The organism is Verrucosispora sp. SN26_14.1 (assembly GCF_004307965.1).
GTDB lineage: Bacteria > Actinomycetota > Actinomycetes > Mycobacteriales > Micromonosporaceae > Micromonospora.
This window is the reverse complement of sequence record NZ_SISL01000061.1, coordinates 1-20,341: the sequence shown is the minus strand read 5'-3', so window position 1 is coordinate 20,341 and position 20,341 is coordinate 1. Positions and strand designations below refer to the sequence as shown.

Genomic DNA, 20,341 nt, shown 5'->3' with positions numbered 1-20,341 from the left:
AGCCGGTCCAGGATCGCCCGCGCGGACGGCGGTGCGGCGAGCAGCGTGCGGCGCAGCTTCGCCGGGTCCGCGCAGAGTGCGGCCGTGCGCGGGTCCAGCTCGGTGGCGGGCCGGCCGAGTCCCGCCGGGTACGGGGAGATCTCGTCGACGCCACCGACCAGGCGCAGCTCGTGGTCGGGGCCGTACAGCAGGAAGAGGGTACGCAACCGGTCGACGGCGGCACGGACGGCGGCCGGTGCGGGCGGGTGCGGGCCGGTGGTGGCCATCGTGAGGACCCCGTCGACCGTGGTGGTGCCGTCGACCGGGTCACGGGTCAACCGGGCGGCATCCATGATCAGCAGGGTGAACTGGTCCAGCGCGTCCAGCGCGCGCGACACCGAGACCCGGGACTGGGCCCGGATGGCGAGGGCGGCGACGTCGGCGGGCACCGGCACGACGAGGTCGGGCCGCGCCTGGAGCAGCGCGGCGAGCGACTCGTCGGGCAGCGCCCGCAGGTGGTCGGCGAGTGAGGTGCTCATCGTCGTTCCACGCTAGCCCGGCCGGGGCCGCTCGCGCCCATCGGACGTCCCGGCTGGTCTGGCTGGCCGGGTAGCTTCGCAGCATGCGCCAACTGACGGTCGGTTTCGACCTCGACATGACCCTGGTCGACTCGCGCCCCGGCATCGCCGCCACCTACCGCGCGTTGACCGAGCGGACCGGCGTACCCGTCGACGCCGAGGTCGCCGTGTCGCGGCTGGGTCCGCCGCTGCGGACCGAGATCGCCCACTGGTTCCCGCCGGAGCGGGTCGACGAGGCGGTGCACGCCTTCCGCGAGCTCTACCCCGCGTACGCGATCACCCCGACCGTGCCACTGCCCGGCGCCGTGGCCGCCCTCGACGCGGTACGGCAGCGGGGCGGCCGGGTGCTGGTGGTCACCTCGAAGCTGGGCCGGCTGGCCCGACTGCACCTGGAACACCTGGGTCTGACGGTCGACGAGGTGGCCGGCGACCTCTTCGCCGAGGGGAAGGCGACGGCGTTGCGGGAGCACGGTGCGACCCACTACGTCGGCGATCACGTGGCGGACATGGTGGCGGCGCAGGCGGCCGAGGTGCCGGGGATCGCGGTGGCGACGGGCCCCTGTTCGGTCGACGAGCTGAGGGCCGCCGGGGCGGCGACCGTGCTGGCGGATCTCACCGGATTCCCGGCGGCGCTCGACGACATGATCCGGCTAGCCTTGAGGCAGTAGACGGTTCAAGCGAAGCAGGGGTTCTCAGGTGCCTACGGGTCGAGTGAAGTGGTACGACGCGGCCAAGGGATACGGGTTCGTCACCAGTGACGAGGGTGGCGACGTGTTCCTGCCGAAGGGCGCGCTACCGGCGGGTGTCACCGACCTCAAGGGCGGCCAGCGGGTCGACTTCAGCGTGGTGGACAGCCGACGCGGCGCGCAGGCGATGGGAGTGAAGCTGCTCGACGCCCCGCCCTCCGTGGCGGAGTTGCGGCGCCGACCCGCCGAGGAGCTGCACGGTCTGGTCGAAGACATGATCAAGGTGCTGGAGGCGAAGGTGCAGCCGGACCTGCGCCGGGGCCGCTTCCCGGATCGCAAGACCGCCCAGAAGGTCGCTCAGTTGGTCCACGCGGTCGCCCGCGAGCTGGAGGTCTGAGGCACGAGCCCGGCGTCGGCGGCCCGGCCGAGCAGCGCCTCCACGGCAGCGAACCCCGCGTCCCCCAGGTCGGCGGTGAACTCGTTGACGTAGAGGCCGATGTGCCGGTCCACCACGTCGGGCTCCATCTCCTGCGCGTGCGCCACCACGTACGCCCGACTGGCCGCCGGGTCGGCCCAGGCCCGCGCGACGGAGTCCCGGATCCATCCGGCGGCCTGCTGCGGGTCGACCGCGCCGCGCCGCGCCAGGATGGCACCGAGCGGGATCGGCAGCCCGGTGTCGGACTCCCACCACTCGCCGAGGTCGACCAGGGCGGTCAGCCCGTGGCGGGGGTAGGTGAACCGCGCCTCGTGGATCACCAGCCCGGCGTCGTACCGTCCGGCGCCCACGCCGGGCATGATCTCGTGGAACGGCACCACCTCGATGCGGCGCGGCGTCCGGCCGGCGGCCCAGAGCCGGAACAGCAGGTACGCGGTGGTCCGGTCGCCCGGCACCGCCACCGTCGCGTCACTCAGGTCGGTCCGGTCCGGCCCACCGTCCCGGTCGGCCCGGGTGAGCACCAGCGGCCCGCAGCCGCGCCCCAGCGCACCCCCGCAGGGCAGCAGGTGGTAGTCCGCCAGCAGCCAGGGCAAGGCGGCGTAACTCACCTTCACCAGGTCGAACGCGCCGCGCTCGGCGGCCGTGTTGGTGACGTCGACGTCGGCGTACGTCACCTCGACCGGCGGGGCACCGGGCACCTGCCCGTGCACCAGCGCATGGAAGACGAACGTGTCGTTGGGGCAGGGCGAGATCGCCAGCGAGAGCGCCACGACTCCACCGTAACCCCGCCCCCACCGCCCGCCACCCGCCGGTACGCCGACCGTCGGCCAGCCCACACCCGCCACCACGCCCACTGACCGTCCTCACCACCCGGACCACCCCACGGCTCTCGCCGCCGTTCCACCGTTCGATCTCACGCTGGGCCGCCGGTACCCGGCACAGACCCCAGCGGCTCATGTGCCGGCCCTGGCGGTTTTGGCGCGGGATCTGGCGGCTCCGGCGCGGACCGTGGCGTTCGGGCGCGGGCCCTGGTGCTCCGGCGCGGGCAGGTATTCACCCCAGCGAACACCAGGGACAACGCGCCTGGCGACGTAGTCGCCGGGCTTCCCCGACGCTGACGCCTTGTCCACTGCGGCCCCTTTCGAGCTGACTGCAGCGACGGATCGGACCTCGCCCCAACGGACCTCGCCACAAAGTGCACCTGTCCGGCAGTCACGGAGGCGATAGCACCAACGGTTCAGCTCGAAAGGCGGCCAAGGGGAGTACAGGAGGCGCGACCTGCCGGGGTCACTGCACCGGCCACCAGCAGGTGCAAGAGCCTGCCTGCAGAGTTATCCACAGGCGTTGTCCACAGGTTCGTCGGGCGGGTTGAGCGGGCCGCCTGGTTCGGTCAGCATCGATGGTGCGGGTCAGCGACGGCATGCGTTCAGCGATGGCATGGGCCAACGACGGCACGGGGGACAGCGATGGTGGGGGACGGTAGTGGTGAGGGCGTGGCCGGCGGTGGCGGAGTGGCCGGCGGTGAGGGCGTGGCCGGCGGTGGCGGAGTGGCGGGCGGTGACGGTGCGGTGGATCGGGTCGGACGGACCCGAGCCGGCAGTTCTGGCGAGCGGCTGACGGATGTGGGGGCGATGCTGCGGGCGTTGCGGCGACGGGCCGACCTGAGTCAGCGGGAACTGGCTGCGCTGTCCGGGGTGCCGCAGTCGACGGTGGCGCGGATCGAGTCGGGGCGGGGTGCTGACCCGCGCTTCCGGACCGTGCAGCGGCTCGTCCGTGCGGCGGGTGGCACGGTGGGCCTCGTCGCGGGCGGTGCCCTTACTGTGGGGGACGCCCTTGCTGCGGGGGCGGGCGAGGTGGCTTCGGACGACGGCTGGCGGGACGCGGCGGGGCGTCGCTATCCGGCTCATCTCGACGCTCGCCGGGTCCGCACGCTCAGGGACTGGCCGGGGGCCTGGTGGGCGGACTGGTACACGTTGCCGCCCGAGCGGTGGCCGTTACGGGTACCCGAGGTGACTTTCGACCTGAACCGGCGGTACCGGGACGAGCGGAGACTGCGTGAACGGTTGCTCGCCGGGGTGCGGGTCCGCCGCGTCACCGACGGCGTGCCGGAGACGTGCTGGCGCCTGGTCGCCGAGTTGCCGGACGGTGATCTGGTCGGCGAGTTGCGTGCGCATGAGCGCAGCCTCGACCTGCGGTACGGCGTGGACCTGGGCGACCGGCGTGAGGTGGTGCTGGACGGTGTGCTGGTTGCTCCCCAGTTGCAGCGGCTGGGCATCGGACGGCGTCTGGTGGGCCGGCTCGTCGAGGAGACGCGTCTGGTGGGCCCGCACGCGGTGTGCGCCATCGCCGAGTCGGCTGGCGTGCAGTTCCTGATGGCCTGCGGCTTCCGGATCGAGGGGAGCAGGCCCATGGCGCTCCGTCTGGAACACCGATGACGGCCGCATCAGCGCGAGAACGGCCGGAACGGTGAGGCTGGCGTGCGGCGGGGTGGCTAGCGCAGGGCGGTGGCGGCGGCGGTGAGGGCGACGAGCGCCTCGCGCATCCGCCAGGCACCGCGGTCACGGGGGCCGATCGGGTTGGAGACGGTGCGCAGCTCCGCGAAGGGTACGCCGGCGTGGGTGGCGGCGACGGCCACGCCGTACCCCTCCATGGCCTCGGCCACGGCGTCCGGGTGACGCCTGCTCAGCGCCTCGGTGCTGGCGGCGCTGCCGGTGACGGTGCTGACGGTCAGCACCGGCCCGACGGTGGCGTCCGGTAGCGCGTCGCGCAGGCGGGCCAGCAGGGCAGGGTCGACGGCGACGGAGGTGCCACCACCGAGCAGTTCCGCCGGCATGCCGAGGTCGTCGAGGGGGATGAAGCCGTCGGGTGACTCGGCGCCCAGGTCGGCGGCGACGGCCCGGGTGCCGAGCACGGTGCCGCCGACCGGCACTCGGCCCGGGAAACCGCCGGCCACGCCCGCGCTGATCACCCCTCGGTACGGCCGACCGGCGCCCTCGGCGAGGGCGAGGAGACGTGCGGTCGCGGCTCCGGCGACGGCCGGGCCCACGCCCACCGGCACCACCGCCACGGTGGGGTCGGCGAGACCGGCCTGGATCGCCTCCGCCTCGGCGGGGACGGCGGTGACCACGAGCAGGCCGGTCACGGGAGCGGCCCCGGCGAGCTGCGTCGGGTCTCGTCGTCGCTGCCGCCGGAGCCGGTGACCGCCGACGACGGACGGTAGATGTGGAAGCCGGGCGGTGCCAGGTCGCGCTCGTCGGTCGTACCCCCCTGGTAGGGCGCGGGTGAGGTGGGCGCGGCGGCGGCCTCGGTGGCCTTCGCCTGCTCGGCGGCTTCGGCCTGCTCGGCTGCCTTCTTGTCCCGGGCGGCCTGCTCCGTGGCGGCCTCTTCGTCGGCGGCCCGTTCCTCGCTGGCCAGCTCGTCGTCGGTCAGCGGCCGGCCGCGCAGCCGTTCGGTCCGCAGCCGGCGGGCCATCACCATGCCGCGCATGGCGGCGAGCGTGCCGACACCGGCGGCGACCGCGATGCCGATCCGGCCCTCGAAGGGTACGAGTCCCAGCCCGCCACCGGCGACGAAGGCGAGCATCAGGGCCGTCTCGGAGTGCGCGAAGGAACTCGCCCGCAGTCGTTCCGGGATGCGTTCCTGGATCGAGGCGTCCACGGCCAGCTTGGCGATGCCGCTCATCATGGCCGCGACCACGCAGAGCAGGGCGACCATCGGCAGGGAGAAGTTCAGGACGGTGAGTATGCCCACCCCGGCCACGATGATCATGCCGCTGGACTGGAGTGCGGCCGGCCGGTGGATGCGCAGTCGGGTGCCGATGGCGGTGGCCAGGAAGGTGCCGACGGCAAGGGCGCCGCCGACCACGCCGAGTGCTCCCTCGTCACCCAGTTCACGCCCGAACACCACGGTGGTCAGGTCGCCCGCCTTGATGCTGAAGGCGAGGAAGAGCAGCAGGAAGCCGTAGATCGCGCGTAACGTGGCCGCGCCGACGAGGTTGGAGATCACCAGCCGCCCGGCGGGTCGACCCCGGCCGAGTGGTCGGTCACCGGTACGGCGCAGCAGCGCGCGCAGCGGGCGGGGAACCCGTTCCGGTGGCTCGGAGTCGGCCTTCGGCGGCAGCCGGAGCGCCACCACCATGCCGACCAGGAAGATGACCGAGGCGACCCGGAGCGGCCACTGCGGCCCGAACCAGAACGCGGCCAGTCCGATCGGGGCGACCAGGGCACCGGCCACCGTGCCGTAGACGCTGGCACGGGCGCCGACCTGGGAGAGCCCGAGCCCTTCGGGTAGGAGTCTGGGCACGGCGGCGGATCTGGCCACGCCGTACGCCCGGGAGAGCGCGAGTACGCCGAACGCCGCTGGGTAGAGCCCGAAACCGTGGATGTAGTCGGAGATCAACCAGGCCAGGAAGGCCCGACCCAGCATGGTCGTGGCCAACGCGTACCGCCGACCGTGCCGGAAGTGGTCGAGCAGCGGGCCGACCACCGGGGCGAGCATGGCGAACGGCACCATGGTCACCAGCAGATAGAGCGCGACCTTGCTGCGCGCCTCGCCGAGCGGCACGTTGAAGAAGATCGTCCCGGCCAGGCCGATGGCGATCAGCGTGTCCCCGGCACAGGAGACGGCGTGCAGGTCGAACATGCGGACCATGCCGGTCTCGCCGCCGGCACCCCGGGACCGGGCCCGGGCGGCACTGCGCGTCACCCAGCGTCCGCTGCTCACCGAGCCGCGCAGCAGCAGCCGGACGGCCCGGATTCCGGTGCCGACGGTCCGCCCGAGGAGGGACCTCTCGGAGCGGGAGGACAGCGGCATGGCACCCATCCTGAACCATCCGGCCGACACTTGGCGCGTCACCGCCGGAGAACACCTCTGGGGAGTGCCTCACAGTCGGAGCCGCGCATGGGTGACAATGGTTGGGTGACCAGGCCCGCCTCCGCCCGCGCCGCTCGTCTCGACCAGGTCTGCGCCGCCGCCGTCGAGGTGGCCCGCGCCGGCATCACCGAGGTGGATCCCGACGATGTCGGCGACCACCTGCAAGTTGTGGCTGAGGGTGACCGACTCGTCACCCACTACTTCGAGTGCCGTCAGGCCGGATATCGCGGTTGGCGGTGGGCGGTCACCGTCACCCGGGTGCCGCGCAGCCGGACCGTGACGATCTGCGAGACGGTGCTGCTGCCCGGACCGGACGCGCTGCTCGCGCCCGGCTGGCTGCCCTGGCAGGAGCGGCTCAAGCCGGGTGACCTTGGCCCCGGTGACCTGCTGCCGACGCCGCCGGACGACGAGCGGCTCCAGCCCGGTTACCTGCTCTCGGACGACTCGGCGGTCGAGGAGACCTCGTGGGAGCTGGGGCTCGGTCGGCCCCGGGTGTTGTCGAGGGAGGGTCGGGCCGAGGCGGCACAGCGCTGGTACGACGGCGACCACGGTCCGACGGCGCCCATCTCGACCGCCGCGCCCGCCGCCGCCCGGTGCGGCACCTGCGGCTTCTATCTGCCGCTCGCCGGCAACCTGCGGCTCTGCTTCGGCGTGTGCGGCAACTTCTACGCCCCGGACGACGGCCGGGTGGTCAGCGCCGACCACGGATGTGGTGCCCACTCGGAGACCCTGGTCGACGCCGAGACGCCGGTGGACGAGATGCCCACGGTGTACGACGACAGCGCGATGGAGCCGATGACGGTCAGCCGTGCGCCCGGGTCCGTGGAGTCCGGCGAGCCGGCGGAGCCGTACGGCCACTCCTGATCGGCAGGAGGCGGACCGCCCCGGCGGGTTCGCTCAGCCGGCGGCGCGTCGTCGCCGTCGGTGGGCGTCGTGGCGCATCATCACCGCGAGACCGGGGAAGCCCCACAGAAAGCCGGCCAGGCAGATCCAGAGCCAGTTCTCGTGACCGCTGTCGATCAGCCGGTCCCGGAACGGCAGCAGCACCAGGCCGGCGACCGCCCAGGCCACGATCCCGGCCAGCGCGAACGGCACCATCGGCGGGTCGAGCGGCTCGGGGCGGGGCTGCTGCTTCGGCACCCGGCCAGGGTACGTGACGCTTTTCCACCGCCTCGGGTTCTGCGACGATGCGCGCGACAACCCGATGATCTGCTGTGAGGTTCCTGATGGCAGTAGCGCCGCCCGACGAGGGCACCCCACTCGATCCCGGCCGTCCCCGCAACGGCTTCGATCGGTACTTCGAGATCTCGGCCCGCGGCTCGACGATGAGCCGTGAGGTACGCGGTGGCCTGGCGACCTTCTTCACGATGGCGTACATCGTGGTGCTCAACCCGCTCATCCTCGGCAGTGCCGCCGACGGCGACGGCAACACGCTGCCGATCCCGGCGATCGCGGCGGCCACCGCCCTGCTCGCGGGTCTGTTGACCATCCTGATGGGGGTGGTCGGCCGCTTCCCGCTGGCGGTGGCCGCCGGTCTCGGGGTCAACGCGCTGGTGGCGTACGAGATCGCTCCGGAGATGACCTGGGCCGACGCGATGGGCCTGGTGGTGATCGAGGGTGTGATCATCGCGGTGCTGGTGCTGACCGGGTTGCGTACCGCGGTGTTCCGCGCGGTGCCGACCCAGATGAAGACGGCGATCGGCGTCGGCATCGGACTGTTCCTGACCATCATCGGGCTGGTCGACTCCGGTTTCGTCCGGCGACTCCCCGACGAGGCGAACACCACCGTCCCGGTGGGGCTGGGCATCGGCGGCAAGCTGGTGAGCTGGCCGATGCTGGTGTTCGTGGTGGGTCTGCTGCTGACCCTGGCGCTGGTGGTGCGCCGGGTACGCGGGGCCATCCTGATCGGCATCTTCGCCTCGACGCTGCTGGCGATGGTGGTCGAGGCGCTCGGCAACATCGGCCCGTCGATGGTCAACGGCGTACCGAACCCGAAGGGGTGGTCGCTGAACGTCCCGACGCTGCCCAGCAACCCGTTCGACGTGCCGGACCTGTCGCTGCTCGGCAAGTTCAACGTGCTCGGGTCGTGGGAGCGGGCCGGTTGGCTGGTCGTGCTGATGTTCATCTTCACGCTGTTGATCACCGACTTCTTCGACACGATGGGCACGATGGTGGCCGTCGGTCAGGAGGGCGGCATGCTCGACGACCAGGGCACCCCACCCCGGACCAAGGAGATCCTGCTGGTCGACTCGATCGCCGCGGCGAGCGGTGGTGCGGCCAGCGTCTCCAGCAACACGTCGTTCGTCGAGAGTGCCGCCGGTGTCGCGGAGGGCGCCCGGACCGGCGTGGCCAACCTGGTGACGGGCGTGTTGTTCCTGCTGGCGATGTTCCTCGCGCCGCTGGTCGTGGTGGTGCCGTTCGAGGCGGCGTCGGTCGCGCTGGTGGTGGTCGGCTTCCTGATGATGACCGCGGTACGCACCATCGACTGGTCCGACCACGAGATCGCCATCCCGGCGTTCCTCACCATCGTGCTGATGCCGTTCACGTACTCCATCTCCAACGGCATCGGTGCCGGGCTCATCGCGTACGTGGTGATGAAGCTGGCCAAGGGCAGGGCCCGGGAGATCCACCCCCTGCTGTACGGGGTGGCGGTGCTGTTCGTGGTGTACTTCCTGCGCGGCCCGATCGAGTCGCTGTTCTGACGCCGGCCCCGGGTCGGGCGTGCGTACCGCGCACAACGCGGGCGCAGCCCGGCCCGGGATCGATGATCACCCGGGTGAGCGTGGTCATATTCGCTGCCGACTTCGGGTCTCATTAGCTAGGCTAACTAACGTGACGGAGCGGACGGTGACGGCTCAGAGCATGCCACCGGCGCAGCTGGCCCATCAGCTGCGAGATGCGATCACCCGGCTCAACCGGCGGGTCCGCCAGGCCCGGCCGGTCGGTGACCTGACGGTCACCCAGTTGTCCGCGCTCACCAGCCTCAAGCTGGCGGGCGCGCTCACGCCGCGGGAACTCGCCGACGTCGAACGGGTGCAGCCACCGACGATGACCAAGATCGTCGCGAAGCTGGAGGAGCGCGGCCTCGTGCAGCGCACGCCCCACCCGACCGACGGCCGGCAGGTCATCCTCGCGGCGACCGAGGGGGGCCGGGCCGTGCTCGACCAGTTCGAGCGGGTACGGGACGAATGGCTGGCCCACCGGCTGGCCGAGCTGAGCGATGCCGACCGGGAGACGCTGCACCACGCAGCGGAGATTCTGCAGCGAGTCTCCCGAGCCTGACACCGCACACCGGGTGTGCGCCGTGCCGTGACGTCCGTCGTTGATGACGCGTACGACGCGAGGAGGCGCACCAAGAGTGCAGGCGAGGCTCAGCACGATGTTCCAGTCCCTACAAGTCCGCAACTACCGGCTCTTCGCCTCCGGGCAACTGGTCAAACTGATCGGTGTCTGGATGATGTTCATCGCTCAGGACTGGCTGGTTCTTGAGCTGTCCGGCGATTCGGCCACCGCGCTCGGCGTGGTCGTCGCCCTTCAGTTCACCCCGGTGCTCCTGCTCACACTGATCTCCGGGCGGTTGGCCGACCGGTACGACAAGCGGATGCTCCTCTTCGTCGCCAACGCCTTCTGGACGGTGTTGTCGTTGGCGATGGCGCTGCTGGTGCTCACCGGTCTGGTCCAGCTCTGGCACGTCTTCGTCTTCGCCGCCCTGCTGGGCGTGGCCAACGCGGTGGAGACCCCGGTTCGCCAGGCGTTCGTATCCGAGCTGGTCGGCACTCCGCTGCTGCCGAACGCGCTCTCGCTCAACGCGGCCGTGTTCAACTCGGCCCGGATCGTCGGCCCCGCTGTCGCCGGTGTCGCCATCGCCCTCTTCGGCGTCGGACCGGTCTTCCTGTTCACCGCGCTCAGCTCGATCGGCCCGCTCATCACGGTGATCCAGATGCGTACCGCCGAGCTGCACCGGGATCCGCTGCCGCCGCGCGACGAGCGGGCCTCGGCGACCGTCCTGGACGGGTTGCGGTACGTCAGCCGACGCCCCGACCTGGTGCTGCCGATGGCCGTGATGTCCGTGATCGGCATGGCACTGTTCAACTTCCAGCTCACCCTAGCGGCGCTGGCCAAGACCGTGTTCGAGACCGGGGCGGCCTCGTTCGGCCTGTTCAGCACCACGCTCGCGGTGGGCGCGCTGGTGGGTGCGCTGGCCGGCACCGGGCGGCGCAGCCGTCCCTCGGTGTGGCTGGTGCTGGGTGCCGCCGTCGCCTGTGCCGTGTTCGGGACGCTCGTCGGCCTCGCGCCCACGTACTGGATGGTCGTGGTGTTGCTGGTGCCGACCGGCTTCTTCATGGTCTTCTTCGCCCAGGCGGCCAACCAGCGGGTCCAGCTCGGCACCGACGCGGCCTTCCGGGGCCGGGTGATGGCTCTGTGGGTGCTGGTGTTCCTGGGCACCAACCCGGTCGGCGCGCCACTGATCGGCTGGGTCGCGGAGACCTTCGGAGCCGGGGTCAGCATCTGGGCCGGTGGGCTGATCTCCCTGGCCGCCGCCCTGATCGCGCTGGCCTGGCAGCTTCGCCACGACGGCGCCCGGCTGCGGTTCCGGATCCTGCCGATGCCGCGCTTCTACGTCACCCAGGTCTGAGCCCACGGTGCCGGGTGCCCGCGTGGTGGGGTGCCCGGCGCGGATACCGGAAAATCGGTTACATCACGCTCCGCATCGGCATAGCTTCTTTCCGTGGAGGTCCTGCGCTCGCTGCTGCTCGCCCTGTCGCTGACCGGCGTTGTCCTCCTGCCGGTACTGATCGTGCTGGTGGTCGGTGCCGACGACATCATCGGCCGGACCACCTACGGGTGCGCGCAGTGGCGCGTACGGCGTCGGGAACAGCGGCTGATCGTCGCGTTGCGCCGGTCGCTGGCCGCCGACGGGCACGCCGTACGGGCCGACCTCGACGCCCTGGACCGGCACGACCGGCGTCCGCTGGAGCAGATCGCGGCCGACCTGCGGTGCCTGCGGCGGGAACGGGTCGGCGGTGCCGGGGCGGCCGTGGTGTGGCACAGCAGCGTGCTCGACGCGTACGACGACCGGCTCCGGCTGGCCTGCCGGGCACTCGGCGTGACCGAGCACCTGGCCGAGTTGACCGGCGTCGACCGGCAGATCGAACGGGTCCGGGTGGAGAGTGAGCTGGACGCCGCCGGGCTGCGACTGCCGGCGACCCGCCCCGGGCAGCGCGAACGGCACCGGTAGCTGCGATCCTTCACCCGGTGCGACTCTTCACCGCGATCCATCCGCCGACCGAGGCGGTCGCGCACCTGACCGACCGGGTGGCCCGGCTCCGGCTCGGTGCCGCCGCTGACGCCGGGACCAACGTCCGACTGCTCGACCCGGCGCGGGCCCACCTCACCCTCGCGTTCCTCGGTGACGTCGACCCGGGGCGGCTGGTCGAGGTGGAGAGTGCCCTGGGGCTCGCCGCCGAGTGGTCGCGGGAAGGGCGCACCGCCGCACCCCGACTCCGGTTGGCCGGTGGTGGGCGGTTCGGCCGGGGACGCTTCACGGTGCTCTGGGTCGGGGTGGGCGGCGAGGTCGAGGCAGTGCACGTGCTGGGGCGGCTGATCCGTTCCCGGCTACGTCACGCCCGCCTGCCGTACGACGAGAAACCGCTGCGTCCGCACCTGACCGTGGCCCGCCCCGGTGACCGGATGTCACCGGCCGACGTGGACGCCGATCTCACCGCCCTGACGGACTACCGGGGACCCGAATGGGCGGCCGGGGAACTCGTCCTCACCCGCAGCGAGGTGGGGCCGGAGCCGGCCCATCACCGCCTCGCGGCGTGGCCGCTCTCCTAGCTCAGCGCCCTCGGCGGGCACCGGCGCGTGGCCGGTGCCCGGTCAGGAGGACTCGCGGGCCGCAGGACCGCTGCCGAAGAGGACGTCGTCCCAGCTCGGCAGCCGCTTACGCGGCTTGGCGCCGGCCTCGGTCGACTCGTTGGTCGAGGCGGCCGGGGCACCCGTACGGCGCGGTCGCAGCACGGCCAGCGACGGCACGGCCGGGACCTCCTTGGGCGCGTCGGCGTCGTCGTCGAAGGCGGAACCCTGACCACCGCCGAGCAGCGCGGCTGCGCCGCCACCGACGGCCCGGCGCGGCGTGTCCTGGCCACCGGCGAGCGCGGCGGGCGAGCGGGGCTCGAGACCACGGCCCGAGGTGGAGCCGAGCGGACGGTCGAGAGAGGCGAGCAGCGCGTCGCGGCCGGCCCGGATCGGGTCCCGACCGGAGCGACTCGGGTCGGCCGGCGAGGGCAGCCCGTGCCCACCCCGGCTCGGCTCACCGCGCGACGGGCCGGGCAGCGCGTGCCCGCCACGCTCCGGTGCCGGCTCCTGGCCGAGGAGCGGCGCGGGACGCTCGGCGCAGAGATACTGCGCCATGTCGTCGTGCGGGGCCACCGACTGCCGGGTCTTGTCCAGATCCCAGACCGCCTGGGCGGTGGCCTTACCGGACGGCCAGGTGGCGACGATCCGCCAGGTGCCGTCGTCGCGGCGCCACGCGTCCCAGGAGATCTTCTCGGTGTCGATCCCGTGCTGGGCGAGCCGGCCGTTGACCACCTCGGCGAGGGGCGTGGGCTTCTCGGCGCCCTTGAGTCGGGTACGACGGGCGTGCTGGGCGAGCATCGCCCGCTCCTGGAGCACCGGCCCGGCGTAGCGGAGCACCCGGTCGACCGGTACTCCGGCGATCCGGGCGACGTCCTCGGCGGACTCGCCGGAGCGGATCCGGGCCTGAATGTCCCGAGGGGACAGCGACGGCACCGGGTCTGCGGTGGACGGTGCCACCGCGAGCGTGGGCGCACCCGGCTCGGCGTGCATCGCCCCGGCGATACGCTCGTCGATGGGGAGGGCGAGCAGTCGCCCGACCTCGTCGGCGAGCACCAGGGCCTGGCCGTCCTCGGAGAGGGCGACGAAGCGTACTGGGCGCATCGCGTTGCCTCCGTCCCGCCTCGCTGGCCGTTACGCCACGAGCCGGCCACCCGGGGCGTTGCGCTCCACGGTACGCCCATCCGCAGCCTGGTGGGAGACGCCACGCCCGGGCAAGTCGAGCTGAGCAGCCTAATTCCCCGCTGCTGAGCGCTGTGCGGCGGGTCAGTGTTACGAGTACGACAGTGGCGATGGTCGGCGTACGGCGCGGGCCCGGCGACCACAGTGGGTCGGCCGGGCCCGCAGGGTCACCGCGAGTTCACTCAGAGTCGCTCGACCACGTAGTCGATCGAGGCGGTCAGCGCCTCCACGTCGGCCGGCTCGACGGCCGGGAAGAGCGCCACCCGGAGCTGGTTACGGCCGAGCTTCCGGTACGGCTCGGTGTCCACGATGCCGTTGGCGCGCAGTGCCTTGGCGATCGCGGTGGCGTCCACCCCGTCGGCGAAGTCGATGGTGGCGACCACGTTGGAGCGCAGCGCCGGATCGGTGACGAACGGGGTGGCGACGGTCGAGCGCTCGGCCCAGCCGTACACGGTCGCGGCGCTCTCGGCCGTCCGCTTGGCCGCCCAGGCCAGCCCGCCCTGGGAGTTCATCCAGTCGGTCTGCTCGGCGGCGAGGAAGATGGTGGCCAGCGCCGGGGTGTTGTAGGTCTGCTCCAGCCGCGAGTTGTCGATCGCGGTGACCAGGTCGAGGAAGGCCGGGATGTACCGGCCCGAGGCCTTGATCTCGGCGGCCCGCTCCAACGCGGCCGGCGACATCAGGGCCAGCCAGAGCCCGCCGTCGGAGCCGAAGCACTTCTGCGGGGCGAAGTAGTAGACGTCGGTCTCGCCGACGTTGACCTCCAGGCCACCGGCACCGGAGGTGGCGTCGACCAGCAGCAGCGAGCCCGGGTCGGCACCGGTCACGCGGCTGATCGGCACCGCCACACCGGTCGAGGTCTCGTTGTGCGGGGTGGCGTAGACGTCCACGCCGGCCTCGGCGGTCAGGGTCGGCGCGCTGCCCGCGTCCGACTTGCGGATCGTCGGCTCGCCCAGGAACGGCGCGTCCTTGACGGACTTGGCGAACTTGGCGCCGAACTCGCCGAAGCTGGCGAACTGGGCCCGGTCACGGACCAGGCCGAACGTGGCGACCTCCCAGAACGCGGTGGTGCCGCCGTTGCCGATCACCACCTCGTAGCCCTCGGGCAGCGAGAAGAACTCGGCGATGCCGGAGCGCAGTCGGGACACCTGGTCGCGGACGGTCTTCTGCCGGTGCGAGGTGCCCAGGTAGCTGGTGGCCACCTCGGCGAGCGCGGAGACCGCCGCCGGACGGACCTTGGACGGCCCGCAGCCGAACCGGCCGTCGGCGGGCTTGATCTCGTCGGGAATCCGGATGGTCGGTGCGTCAGCCACGGTCGTAAAGATCCTTCCGCATGGGTCGGTGCCCGGGTGAGCAGGTGGGGCGGACCGACGGCGGGCGCGTGCGGGTGCACGGTCGAAGCCGGGGTCGAGCCCATCGGGCGGCGCTGCCGGAATTCATCCTTGCACCCGTCGACGCCCCGCCGGGTGCTGGTCCCAACCCCAACCGTGAGGCGTCCGCCACAGGCCGTGGCGTCGCCCACACCACCACCCGCCACCGGCGCGTACCCGCCCTCCGCGCCGCGCCGTCCAGCGCCGCGCCGTCGAGCGCCGCGCGTCCGTGCCGGGTGCCGGGTGCCGGGCCTGGATGTTAGGAAGGGACCCCTGTACTACCGGAGGCGGTAGAAAGGGTCCCTTCCTTACACCTGGGACGTCGGGCGGTGCCTACACCTCAGACGTCGTGGGGGACGGCGTCCCAGCCCTCGACCTCGTTCGGCTTGCGCGGGCCGTGGCCCACGTACCGGGCGGAGGGGCGGACCAGTCGCTGGAGCCGCTTCTGCTCCAGGATGTGCGCGCTCCACCCGCCCATCCGGGCGCAGGTGAACATCGAGGTGAACATGTGCGCGGGCACCTCGGCGAAGTCGAGCACCACGGCGGACCAGAACTCGACGTTGGTGGCGAGCACCCGGTCCGGGCGGCGGGCCTGCAACTCGGCCAGCGCGGCCCGCTCCAGCGCCTCGGCGACCTCGAAGCGCGGCGCGCCCAACTCCTTGGCGGTGCGACGCAGCACCCGGGCACGCGGGTCCTCGGCCCGGTAGACGCGGTGGCCGAAGCCCATCAGCCGCTCGCCCCGGTCGAGCACACCCTTGACGTAGCTCTCCGCGTCGCCGCTGCGCTCGACCGCCTCCAGCATGCTGAGCACCCGGGACGGTGCGCCGCCGTGCAGCGGGCCGGAGAGCGCACCGATGCCCGAGGAGATGCAGGCGGCGGCGTCCGCGCCGGTGGAGGCGACGATCCGGGCGGTGAAGGTGGAGGCGTTCAGGCCGTGCTCGGCGGCCGAGATGAAGTACGCGTCGACGGCCTTGACGTGCCGGGGGTCGGGCTCGCCGCGCCACCGCTTCATGAAGCGTTCGACGATCGTCTCCGCCTTGTCGATCTCCTTCTGCGGCACCGCCGGCAGCCCGAGGCCACGGGCGGACTGGGCGACGAAGGAGAGCGCGGTCACCGACACCCGGGCGAGGTCCTCCCGGGCCTGCTCGTCGGAGATGTCCAGCATCTGGTCCAGGCCCCAGTACGGTGCGAGCATCGCCACCGCGGACTGCACGTCGACCCGGATGTCGCCGGAGTGCACCGGCACCGGGAACGGCTCGGCCGGCGGCAGGCCGGGGCCGAACCGGCCGTCGACCAGCAGCGCCCAGACGTTGCCGAAGGAGACCTGGCCGATCAGATCCTCGATGTCGACCCCGCGGTAGCGCAGCGCGCCACCCTCGCGGTCCGGTTCGGCGATCTTGGTCTCGAACGCTACGACGCCCTCGAGTCCGGGTTTGAAGTCGGCCATTCACTTCTCCTGGTGTGTGTCGGTGCGCCCGCCCGGCTCGGTGCCCCGGCCCCGGCCGGGTGAGCGCCTCAGGCGACCCTCTCCGGATGTGTGTTCGTGACATCTTGCCTGCTGGTGATCGGGTATGCGACCCGTCTCGGATGTGCTGCTGACGACATCCCCGACGGCAGGTGCCGTGGGGCTCTCGGTAAGACTGGCCCCGACGGGCTGGTCGCGGGGGCGGGCAGCCTGATCCAGAGGGAGGAAACGTGACGGGCGACACACCGCCACCCGCGGGGATGCGTCACGAGTACGCCGCGGACACCGGCCTGGTCGAGGCCGACCTGGCGGCGCAGTGGCACACGCAGTTCGACAGGTGGTTCGCCGACGCGGTCGCCGCCGGGCTGCCCGAGCCCAACGCCATGGTGGTCGGCACCGCCGACGCCGAGGGGCGGCCGAGCGCGCGGACTGTGCTGCTCAAGGGCTACGACCCGGCGGGCTTCGTCTTCTTCACCAACCACCGCTCGCGCAAGGGCGTCGAGGCGGACGTCAACCCGTACGCCAGCCTGGTCTTCCCGTGGTTCCCGATGCAGCGGCAGGTGATCGTCGCCGGCCGGGTGGAACGGATCGACCGGGCGGAGACCGAGGCGTACTTCGCCAGCCGGCCGCGCGGCTCCCGACTGGGTGCCTGGGCCAGTGCCCAGTCGTCGGTCCTGCCGGACCGGGCGGCGCTGGACGAGGCGTACCGGGCGGTGGCGGAGCGGTTCGCCGACGTGGACCCGATCCCCGCCCCGCCGCACTGGGGCGGGCTGCGGGTCCGGCCCGATTCGGTGGAGTTCTGGCAGGGCCGGGCCAGTCGGCTGCACGACCGGCTGCGGTTCCGCCGCGACGCCGACGACTGGGTCGTGGAGCGGCTGGCCCCGTGACCTCGACCGAGACAGACCGGCCCCGCGAACGGCGGCGCTGGGCCATCGACCTGCGTCCGCTGCGGGTGACCGCGTACCGGCGGCTCTGGCTCGGCAACGGCATCGCCATGTTCGGCTTCCAGTTCACCGCGGTCGCCGTACCGGTGGAGATGTACGCCCTCACCCAGGACTCGCTCTGGGTCGGGCTGCTGGGTATCGCCGCCTTCGTGCCGCTGCTGGTGTTCGGGCTCTGGGGCGGGGCGGTGGCCGACGCCATCGACCGTCGGCTGGTGTTGACCGCCGGCTCGGTGCTGCTCTGGGTCGCGGTGGCGGGACTGCTGGCGCAGGCGCTGCTGGGGGTGGGCAGCCCGCTGCTGCTGCTCGGGCTGGTGGCGCTCAGCTCGGTCGCGTACGCGATCAGCGGGCCGGCCCGCAGCGCGCTGGTGGCCCGGCTGGTCCCGGCCGAGTTGGTGCCCGCCGCGACCACGCTGAACTTCACCACCGCGATGGCCACCTCGGTCCTCGGGCCGTTGGCCGCCGGCCTGATCCTGGCCACCTGGCACCTCGACGTGGCGCTGCCGATCGCGTACGCGGTGGACGCGGTGTTGCTCGTCGCCCTGGTCTGGGCGGCCCTGCGGCTGCCCGCGATGCCGCCCGAGCCGGACCCGGACGGTACGCCCCGGCAGGCCGGGCTGCGCAGTGTCGTCGACGGGTTCCGGTATCTGGCCGCCAGCCCGGTGCTGCTGCTCTCCTTCGCCATCGACCTGATCGCGATGGTGTTCGCCTTCCCCCGGGCGCTCTTCCCCGAGGTCGCCACCGAGCGGTTCGGCGGGGGTGCGGCGGTGGGCTGGCTCTACAGCTCGATCGCGATCGGCTCGCTGCTCGCCGGGCTCGTCTCCGGTTGGATCGGCCGGGTACGCCGCCAGGGGCTGGTGCTGGTGCTCGCCGTGGTGGGCTGGGGCCTGGCGGTGGCGCTGGCCGGGTTGGCCCGGCAGCTCTGGCTGGTCATCGTCCTGCTGGTGCTGGCCGGGGCGGCCGACCTGATCAGCTCGGTGGTGCGGCAGTCCATCCTGCTGATCTATGCGCCGGACCGGATGCGCGGCCGGCTCCAGGGCGTCAACACCGTGGTGGTGGCGGGTGGGCCGCGCCTGGGCGACCTGCGGGCGGGTGCCATGGCGACCGGCTTCGGCAGCGGCGTCGCGTGGGTCGGCGGCGGTCTCGTGGCGGCGGGGCTGGCGGTCGTTCTCGCGGTGGCGTTCCCGGCGTTGCGGCGGTACCGGCCGCCGGTGACGGCGACCGCCGAGGGCGCTTCCGAGGACCACCCGGCACGGCGAGCGGAGAGCGGTTCCGGGGGCTAGGGTCTGGCGACATGAGCAGCAGCGAGCCGCGTCCCCTGTCCGGGGCACAGTGGACCATTTCCGCCGCAGGTCACGAGGCGGTCATCGTCGAGGTGGGCGGCGGGGTCCGCACCTACCGGCAGGACGGGGTGGAGCACCTCGACGGGTACGCCGCCGACGAGTTGTGCCCCGGCTCGGCCGGGCAGGTGCTGGCTCCCTGGCCGAACCGGATCCGCGACGGCGTGTACCCCTTCGACGGGCAGTCGTACCAGCTCCACCTCACCGAGCCGGAGCGGCACAACGCCATCCACGGCCTGGTCAACTGGGCCCGCTGGGAGCTCGTCGAGCAGCGGCCGGACGAGGTCGTCGTCGGGCTCGACATGCCGGCGCAGCCGGGCTACCCGTGGCCGCTGCGGCTGCGTACCCGCTGGAGCGTGGGGGCCGACGGGCTGCGGGCCGCGCACGAGGTGACCAACGTCGGCGTGGAGTCGGTGCCGTTCGGCTTCTCCGTGCACCCCTACCTGCGACTGCCCGGGGTGGCGGTGGAGGACGTGGTGATGCGGGTGCCGGGAGAGACCCGGCTGCTGCTGGACGGGCGGCTGCTGCCGGTGGGCGTGGCCAAGGTCGCCGGCACCGAGTACGACTACACCGAGCCGCGCCGGATCGGCGACGCGGTGCTGGACCTGGCATTCGGGCAGGTGATCCGGAACGCCGACGGCGGCTCGGCGGTGACGCTGAGCGCACCGGACCGTTCGCACGGCCTCGAGATCTGGGCCGACGCCCAGTTCGGCTGGTGGCAGGTCTACACCGGTGACACCCTGACCGGGGAGCGTTTCCGCCGGTCGGTGGCGGTGGAGCCGATGACCTGCCCGCCGGACGCCTACCGTTCGGGTCGGGATCTGATCACTCTGGCGCCTGGCGACACCTGGCGCGGAGACTGGGGCGTCCGGCCGGGCAACTGAGCCGGCGAGGAGGTACGACGTGGAGTTCGCAGAGGTCGTCCGGCGGCGCCGCATGGTGCGCAACTACGACCCGGACCGTCCGGTCCCGCCGGAGGTCGTGGAGCGGCTGATGGACCACGCGGTCCGCGCCCCGTCGGCCGGCTTCTCGCAGGGCTGGGGTTTCCTGGTGCTGGAGGAGCCGGCGGACCGGGAGCGGTTCTGGGCGGTCAGCACCCCGGAGGACGGCGGTACGGGACGCTGGCTGACCGGGATGCGGCGTGCTCCGCTGATCGTGGTGCCGCACGCGAACCGCTCCGTCTACCTCGAACGGTACGCCGAGCCGGACAAGGGCTGGGAGGACCGGTCGACGGACCGCTGGCCGGTGCCGTACTGGTTCGTCGACACCGGATTCGCCGCGTTGCTGATGATGCTGACCGCCGTGGACGAGGGGCTCGGGTCGTGCTTTTTCGGCATCCCGCCGCAGCGGTTGTCGTCCTACCGGGAGGCGTTCGGCGTGCCTGAGGCGTACCACCCGATCGGCGCGCTCACGATCGGTTACCGTGCCCCCGACCACCGGTCACCATCTTTGCGTCGGGGACGCCGTCCGGTCGACGAGGTCGTCCGTCGGGGTCGGTGGAGCTGACCGAAAACGCCGGTTCGTCCGGTGCGGAACTGGACGACCGGTGGCGAAACTGGCATCAAGGAGCAGAACGTGGGGTGCGTGCTGCGGCTACGCTGGCACGGTCACGGGCGCCGCGGCACGCGGCGCCCGTGAC

20 protein-coding genes and 1 pseudogene are annotated in these 20,341 nt (G+C 72.6%); 13 read left to right on the top strand and 8 right to left on the bottom strand.

The genetic code is table 11. The features are described 5' to 3' along the window. A pseudogene (locus EYA84_RS08950) lies at positions 1–518 on the bottom strand (hypothetical protein); the annotation flags it as partial. Positions 519–601: 83 nt separating this feature from the next. On the opposite strand from EYA84_RS08950, the gene EYA84_RS08945 reads away from it, so the two are divergent. Then, positions 602–1,225, top strand: coding sequence for an HAD family hydrolase (locus tag EYA84_RS08945; RefSeq protein WP_131052568.1), 624 nt, complete (start codon positions 602–604; stop codon positions 1,223–1,225). A 28-nt stretch (positions 1,226–1,253) separates the two neighbouring features. Continuing rightward, the gene (locus tag EYA84_RS08940) at positions 1,254–1,640 is read left to right on the top strand and encodes a cold-shock protein (RefSeq protein ID WP_131052567.1); all 387 of its coding nucleotides are present in this window, start codon (positions 1,254–1,256) and stop codon (positions 1,638–1,640) included. Here the strand turns inward: EYA84_RS08940 and EYA84_RS08935 are convergent. Next, a complete protein-coding gene (locus tag EYA84_RS08935; protein WP_131052566.1) occupies positions 1,601–2,449 on the bottom strand; it encodes a 1,4-dihydroxy-6-naphthoate synthase in 849 nt (282 codons plus the stop codon). The genes EYA84_RS08940 and EYA84_RS08935 overlap by 40 nt on opposite strands. Positions 2,450–3,148: 699 nt before the next feature. Here EYA84_RS08935 and EYA84_RS08930 point away from each other — a divergent pair. Next, positions 3,149–4,114 (top strand): GNAT family N-acetyltransferase, encoded by a 966-nt coding sequence (locus EYA84_RS08930; RefSeq protein WP_236145669.1) that lies wholly within the window; start codon positions 3,149–3,151, stop codon positions 4,112–4,114. Positions 4,115–4,170: 56 nt separating this feature from the next. Here the strand turns inward: EYA84_RS08930 and EYA84_RS08925 are convergent, their stop codons facing one another. Together EYA84_RS08925 and EYA84_RS08920 are read right to left on the bottom strand one after the other, a co-directional pair. Beyond that, the gene (locus tag EYA84_RS08925; RefSeq protein ID WP_131052565.1) at positions 4,171–4,821 is read right to left on the bottom strand and encodes a futalosine hydrolase; all 651 of its coding nucleotides are present in this window, start codon (positions 4,819–4,821) and stop codon (positions 4,171–4,173) included. Continuing rightward, complete coding sequence (locus EYA84_RS08920; RefSeq protein ID WP_131052564.1) at positions 4,818–6,491, bottom strand: MFS transporter; 1,674 nt, start codon at positions 6,489–6,491, stop codon at positions 4,818–4,820. The genes EYA84_RS08925 and EYA84_RS08920 overlap by 4 nt, the downstream gene beginning before the upstream one ends. 87 nt (positions 6,492–6,578) lie before the next feature. Here EYA84_RS08920 and EYA84_RS08915 point away from each other — a divergent pair, with 87 nt between their 5' ends. Continuing rightward, a complete protein-coding gene (locus tag EYA84_RS08915) occupies positions 6,579–7,415 on the top strand; it encodes a DUF3027 domain-containing protein (protein WP_131052563.1) in 837 nt (278 codons plus the stop codon). Between the two features lie 33 nt (positions 7,416–7,448). Here EYA84_RS08915 and EYA84_RS08910 read toward each other — a convergent pair whose 3' ends face one another. Further along, on the bottom strand, positions 7,449–7,691 hold the full coding sequence (locus EYA84_RS08910; protein ID WP_201272337.1) for a DUF2530 domain-containing protein: 243 nt from the start codon (positions 7,689–7,691) through the stop codon (positions 7,449–7,451). An 86-nt stretch (positions 7,692–7,777) separates the two neighbouring features. Here EYA84_RS08910 and EYA84_RS08905 point away from each other — a divergent pair, with 86 nt between their 5' ends. The 5 genes from EYA84_RS08905 (at position 7,778) to thpR (ending at position 12,389) form a co-directional block, all read left to right on the top strand. Next, the gene (locus EYA84_RS08905) at positions 7,778–9,253 is read left to right on the top strand and encodes an NCS2 family permease (RefSeq protein WP_131052562.1); all 1,476 of its coding nucleotides are present in this window, start codon (positions 7,778–7,780) and stop codon (positions 9,251–9,253) included. A 130-nt stretch (positions 9,254–9,383) separates the two neighbouring features. Continuing rightward, complete coding sequence (locus tag EYA84_RS08900; protein ID WP_131052561.1) at positions 9,384–9,833, top strand: MarR family winged helix-turn-helix transcriptional regulator; 450 nt, start codon at positions 9,384–9,386, stop codon at positions 9,831–9,833. Between the two features lie 76 nt (positions 9,834–9,909). Next, positions 9,910–11,187: an MFS transporter gene (locus EYA84_RS08895; RefSeq protein ID WP_131052560.1), complete on the top strand. Its 1,278-nt coding sequence runs from the start codon at positions 9,910–9,912 to the stop codon at positions 11,185–11,187. Between the two features lie 93 nt (positions 11,188–11,280). Beyond that, a complete protein-coding gene (locus EYA84_RS08890; protein ID WP_131052559.1) occupies positions 11,281–11,790 on the top strand; it encodes a hypothetical protein in 510 nt (169 codons plus the stop codon). A 17-nt stretch (positions 11,791–11,807) separates the two neighbouring features. Further along, positions 11,808–12,389 carry an RNA 2',3'-cyclic phosphodiesterase gene (gene thpR / locus EYA84_RS08885; protein WP_131052558.1) on the top strand — a complete coding sequence of 194 codons (582 nt, stop codon included), beginning with the start codon at positions 11,808–11,810 and terminating at the stop codon, positions 12,387–12,389. A gap of 42 nt (positions 12,390–12,431) precedes the next feature. Here thpR and sepH read toward each other — a convergent pair whose 3' ends face one another. The 3 genes from sepH to EYA84_RS08870 form a co-directional block, all read right to left on the bottom strand. Beyond that, the gene (gene sepH, locus EYA84_RS08880) at positions 12,432–13,511 is read right to left on the bottom strand and encodes a septation protein SepH (protein WP_131052557.1); all 1,080 of its coding nucleotides are present in this window, start codon (positions 13,509–13,511) and stop codon (positions 12,432–12,434) included. Between the two features lie 260 nt (positions 13,512–13,771). Beyond that, entirely contained in the window at positions 13,772–14,899 is a 1,128-nt protein-coding gene (gene serC / locus EYA84_RS08875; protein WP_131052556.1) for a phosphoserine transaminase, read from the bottom strand. 397 nt (positions 14,900–15,296) lie between these two features. Beyond that, on the bottom strand, positions 15,297–16,403 hold the full coding sequence (locus EYA84_RS08870; protein ID WP_131052555.1) for a citrate synthase 2: 1,107 nt from the start codon (positions 16,401–16,403) through the stop codon (positions 15,297–15,299). A 278-nt stretch (positions 16,404–16,681) separates the two neighbouring features. Here EYA84_RS08870 and pdxH point away from each other — a divergent pair, with 278 nt between their 5' ends. Genes pdxH through EYA84_RS08850 form a run of 4 tightly spaced genes read left to right on the top strand, consistent with a single transcriptional unit; the run spans position 16,682 to position 20,208 of the window. Beyond that, positions 16,682–17,308 carry a pyridoxamine 5'-phosphate oxidase gene (pdxH, locus tag EYA84_RS08865; protein WP_131052569.1) on the top strand — a complete coding sequence of 209 codons (627 nt, stop codon included), beginning with the start codon at positions 16,682–16,684 and terminating at the stop codon, positions 17,306–17,308. Continuing rightward, a complete protein-coding gene (locus EYA84_RS08860; RefSeq protein WP_131052554.1) occupies positions 17,305–18,645 on the top strand; it encodes an MFS transporter in 1,341 nt (446 codons plus the stop codon). Before pdxH ends, EYA84_RS08860 begins: the two co-directional genes overlap by 4 nt. Positions 18,646–18,656: 11 nt before the next feature. Then, positions 18,657–19,586: an aldose 1-epimerase family protein gene (locus EYA84_RS08855; protein WP_131052553.1), complete on the top strand. Its 930-nt coding sequence runs from the start codon at positions 18,657–18,659 to the stop codon at positions 19,584–19,586. Positions 19,587–19,605: 19 nt separating this feature from the next. After that, complete coding sequence (locus tag EYA84_RS08850; protein WP_131052552.1) at positions 19,606–20,208, top strand: nitroreductase family protein; 603 nt, start codon at positions 19,606–19,608, stop codon at positions 20,206–20,208. Positions 20,209–20,341 lie beyond the last annotated feature (133 nt).

Excerpts from the sequence above, each read along its gene's own strand:
- EYA84_RS08915 (WP_131052563.1), top strand. The coding sequence starts at position 6,579 with ATGGGTGACAATGGTTGGGTGACCAGGCCCGCCTCCGCCCGCGCCGCT.
- EYA84_RS08905 (WP_131052562.1), top strand. The coding sequence starts at position 7,778 with ATGGCAGTAGCGCCGCCCGACGAGGGCACCCCACTCGATCCCGGCCGT.
- pdxH (WP_131052569.1), top strand. The coding sequence starts at position 16,682 with ATGCGTCACGAGTACGCCGCGGACACCGGCCTGGTCGAGGCCGACCTG.
- EYA84_RS08945 (WP_131052568.1), top strand. The coding sequence starts at position 602 with ATGCGCCAACTGACGGTCGGTTTCGACCTCGACATGACCCTGGTCGAC.
- EYA84_RS08920 (WP_131052564.1), bottom strand. The coding sequence starts at position 6,491 with ATGCCGCTGTCCTCCCGCTCCGAGAGGTCCCTCCTCGGGCGGACCGTC.
- EYA84_RS08870 (WP_131052555.1), bottom strand. The coding sequence starts at position 16,403 with ATGGCCGACTTCAAACCCGGACTCGAGGGCGTCGTAGCGTTCGAGACC.
- EYA84_RS08855 (WP_131052553.1), top strand. The coding sequence starts at position 18,657 with ATGAGCAGCAGCGAGCCGCGTCCCCTGTCCGGGGCACAGTGGACCATT.
- sepH (WP_131052557.1), bottom strand. The coding sequence starts at position 13,511 with ATGCGCCCAGTACGCTTCGTCGCCCTCTCCGAGGACGGCCAGGCCCTG.